Annotated in this window: 2 protein-coding genes; both read right to left on the reverse strand. The window is 71.4% G+C overall.

Annotated features, from left to right (window positions below; genetic code table 11):
* Positions 1-1,086, reverse strand: a 1,086-nt coding sequence (locus tag ACFVYA_RS49680) for a beta-ketoacyl synthase N-terminal-like domain-containing protein (protein ID WP_387055632.1), incomplete at its 3' end; no start/stop codon positions are given.
* Positions 1,083-3,815: SDR family NAD(P)-dependent oxidoreductase (locus ACFVYA_RS49685; RefSeq protein WP_387055634.1), on the reverse strand; the 2,733-nt coding region annotated here is incomplete at its 5' end. The genes ACFVYA_RS49680 and ACFVYA_RS49685, both read right to left, overlap by 4 nt.

Genomic DNA, 3,815 nt, shown 5'->3' on the forward strand with positions numbered 1-3,815 from the left:
ATACGTCGCCAAAACCGCCTGCGCCTCAATCGGATCACCCAACCGAGTCCCCGTCCCATGCGCCTCCACAACATCCACATCGGACGCCGACAGGCGCGCGTCCCGGAGCGCTTCCCTGATCACCTGTTGCTGAGCCGGTCCGCTGGGCGCGGAGAGGCCGTTCGATGCGCCGTCGGAGTTCACCGCTGTGCCTCGCACCACCGCCAGGACCCGGTGGCCGTGCTCGATCGCGTCGGACAACCGCTCGACGAGCAGCAGCGCCACCCCTTCGGACAGCCCGGTGCCGTCGGCGGCGTCACCGAACGCCTTGCACCGGGCATCCGGGGCCAGCCCACGCTGACGGGAAAACTCCATCAACGTGGCCGGGGTGGACATCACCGTGACCCCGCCGGCCAGCGCGAGGTCGCATTCACCGGCCCGCAGGGACCGAACCGCCAGGTGCAGCGCCACCAGGGAGGACGAACACGCTGTGTCCACTGTCAGCGCAGGCCCTTCAAAGCCCAGGGTGTACGAGAGCCTCCCGGACAGGACGCTGGCCGCGGTGCCCAGGCTGAGCAGCCCCGCGAGTGCTTCCGGCGCCTCGGTGAGCCACGAGCCGTAGTCCTGGTAGCTGCTGCCGACGAACACCCCGGTGCTGCTTCCACGCAGCGAAGACGGCCTGATTCCCGCCCGTTCCAGGGTTTCCCACGAAGTCTCCAGCAGCAGTCGCTGCTGCGGATCCATCGCAGTGGCCTCCCGCGGGGAAATCCCGAAGAAGCCGGCGTCGAAGTCGCCGGCGTCATGGAGGAACCCGCCCTCGCGGACGTAGGTCGTGCCGGCTCCGCCCGGGGTGGAATCGTACAGAGCGGACAGATCCCAGCCTCGGTCCTTCGGGAACTCGGAAACCGCATCGCCGCCCGCGGACAGCAGCCGCCACAGCTCGTCCGGATTGCTCAGCCCGCCCGGTAGTCGGCAGCCCAAACCGATGATCGCCACCGGCTCGTGGTCGCGCTTCTCGAACTCGCGCAGGCGGCGGTTGGCGTTGATCAGGTCGGCGGTGGCCTCTTTCAGGTAGTACCGGAGGGTTTCCTCGCCCGTGCCGCTCATCGTGTCCCCAGTTCCTTGGTGACCAACGCGATCAGCTCGTCGTCGTCGGCGTTCCGCACTGTTTCCTCGTCGGCTGCCTCGCCGCCCGTACGAGTGGAGCGCAGCTGCCCGAGCACGCCCTCCAGCCTCCTGCGCAGCCGGTTCCTGGTCTCCTGATCGAGCGCCGGATCGAGCACGTCACGGGCGAGCGCGTCGACCGCCGCGTACAACCGGTCCGGACCGTCCGGACCGATCAGCTGCGCGGCCAGGTGGGCGGCCAGCTCGGCCGCCGAAGGGTGGTCGAAGACCAGCGTGGCCGGGAGCTTCAACCCGGTGGCCGCGGCCAGCCGGTTGCGCAGTTCCACGGCCCGCACCGAGTCGAAGCCGATTTCCTTGAACGCGCTCCCAGGCTCGACGCTCTCCCCCGACGGGTGTCCCAGTACGACCGCCGCTTGAGCGCGGACGAGGTCAACCACCGCCTGCCGCTGCTCGGTGCGCGACAGTCGGCCGAGCCGATCGGCGAAGGAGATCTCGCCGATGTCCTGCGCGGTTCGGCGCAGATCCGGAATCAGGTCGAACAACCGGGTCGCCCCGGCCATCCCACCGATCCGCGTCCAGTCGATGTCGACGACGAGGGGCGCCGGCTCATCTCCCCCGACAGCCGGTCCGAGTGCGGTGAGGGCCAGTTCCGGATCCAGATCGGGGGCCACCTGGCGTTTGAGATCGTCCGGCCCGCCCGCGGGGCCGACTCCCGCCCAATGGCCCCACGCCACCGAGGTCGCGGGCAGCCCACGACCACGCCGATGCGCGGCCAAGGCGTCCAGGTAGGCGTTTCCCGGCGCATAGTTCGCCTGACCCGGGTTGCCGAGCACAGCCGCGGCCGAGGAGAACAACACGAACGCTTCGAGGTCCCGGTCCTCGGTCAGCTCGTGCAGGTTCCGCGCCCCGTCGACCTTGGGCCGCAAGACGGCCTCGACCTGGTCCGGTGTCAAGGTGTGGAGGAGTGCGTCGTCGAGTACTCCGTCGGTGTGCACGACGGCGGTGAGGTCGCCGGGCAGGCCGCCCAGGAGCCGGGCCACGGCCACCCGGTCGGCGAGGTCGCATTCGGTCGCGGTGACTCCGACGCCGAGTGCGGTGAGCTCACGACGCAGTTCGGCGGCGCAATCGGTGACGCCGGTGAGCACCACGTGCCGGGCACCACCGGCGGCAAGCCAGCGAACCACCCGTTCGCCATGAGCACCGGCCGCGCCGGTGACGAGCACGGTCCCCCGGGGTTCCCAGGCACGGCCCTGGGACGGCCGTGGCGCGCGGCGCAGGCGCGCGCCGAAGAGACCGGCCGGGCGAACGGCGAGCTGGTCCTCTCCCGTCTGCCCCGACAAGGCATGGATCAGCGACCGGAGAGTCTTGGCGTCGATTTCGACGGGCAGGTCGACGAGGCCACCCCAGCCGTCGGGCCATTCCTGCGCGGCAACCCGGCCCAGGCCCCAGAGAAGGGCGTGGTCGGGATTCGGAACCGGCTCCGCCGTCGTGACGGCGACGGCGCCCGTGGTCAGGCACCACAGCGGTGCCCGCACCCCCGCGCCGGCCAACGCCTGTGCGACCGCGACCGTCTTCGCCAGTGCGGAACGCCCGTCGGCCGCGACCAGCGAGACGACACCGTGCACCGCACCGAGCCGGGATCCCAGCGCCTCCTGGACCTGAGCGGTGATCTTCTCGCGGCTAGCCCCGTCGACGATCGCCTCGACGACGTCCACGTCGAGGCCGGCCAGGCTGCCGGTGACAACGCCCGGCCATTCCGCCCGGGTGTTCTCGGGGAGCAGGACCAGCCAAGTCCCGGTCAGCCTGGCTGGCGCCTCCGGCACCGGAGCCCAGCCGACCCGGTACCACCAGGAGTCGGTGGGCGCACCCGCCGCCGTCTCGGCCGGTACGAGTTCAGGCCAGTACCGCGCGCGCTGGAAGGCGTACGTCGGCAGCTCGGCCACCGCACCGGCCCCGGTCACGCGCGTCCAGTCCACCGGAACGCCCGCGGCGAACACCCGGCTGAGCGAGGCCAGAAGCCGGGGTGCTTCGGCTTCGTCCCGGCGCACGCTCGCGACGACGAGGACCTCGGCATCCACCGCCTCGGCGATCTCCTCGATCCGCGGCACGAGCACGGGGTGCGGCGAGGACTCGACGAAGACCTCCTGTCCGGCCGCGAGGGCGGTGTTGACGGCCCGGCTGAACAGCACCGGTTCACGCAGGTTGCGGTACCAGTAGTCCGCGTCGAGGGCGGAAGTGTCGAACTGGTCGCCGGTCACCGTCGAATAGAACGCGACGTCCGCCTGCCGCGGGCTGATCCCGGCGAGCTCGTCCCGCAGCCGGCCGGCCAGGCTGTCCACCTGCCTCGAATGCGAGGCGTAGTCCACCGCGATCCGCCGGGCTCGGACGCCGTCGGCCGACCAGCTCGCGAGCAGTTCGTCCAACGCCGCGTCGTCACCGGAAACCACCACCGAGCCCGGGCTGTTCACTGCGGCGACCGTCACCCCCGGCGGCAGGGCACCACGTACGTCACGTTCGGGCAGGGACACCGACGCCATGCCGCCGCGGCCGGAGAGCACCTCCGCCACCAGGCGGCTGCGCACGGCCACCACCCGGGCCGCATCCGCCAGGCTGAGCGCCCCCGCCACATACGCGGCCGCAACCTCACCCTGCGAATGCCCCACCACACCCGCAACCCGCACCCCGGCCGCACGCCACACCGCAGCCAACGA

It is taken from the genome of Amycolatopsis sp. NPDC058278, from assembly GCF_042881395.1.
Lineage (GTDB): Bacteria > Actinomycetota > Actinomycetes > Mycobacteriales > Pseudonocardiaceae > Amycolatopsis.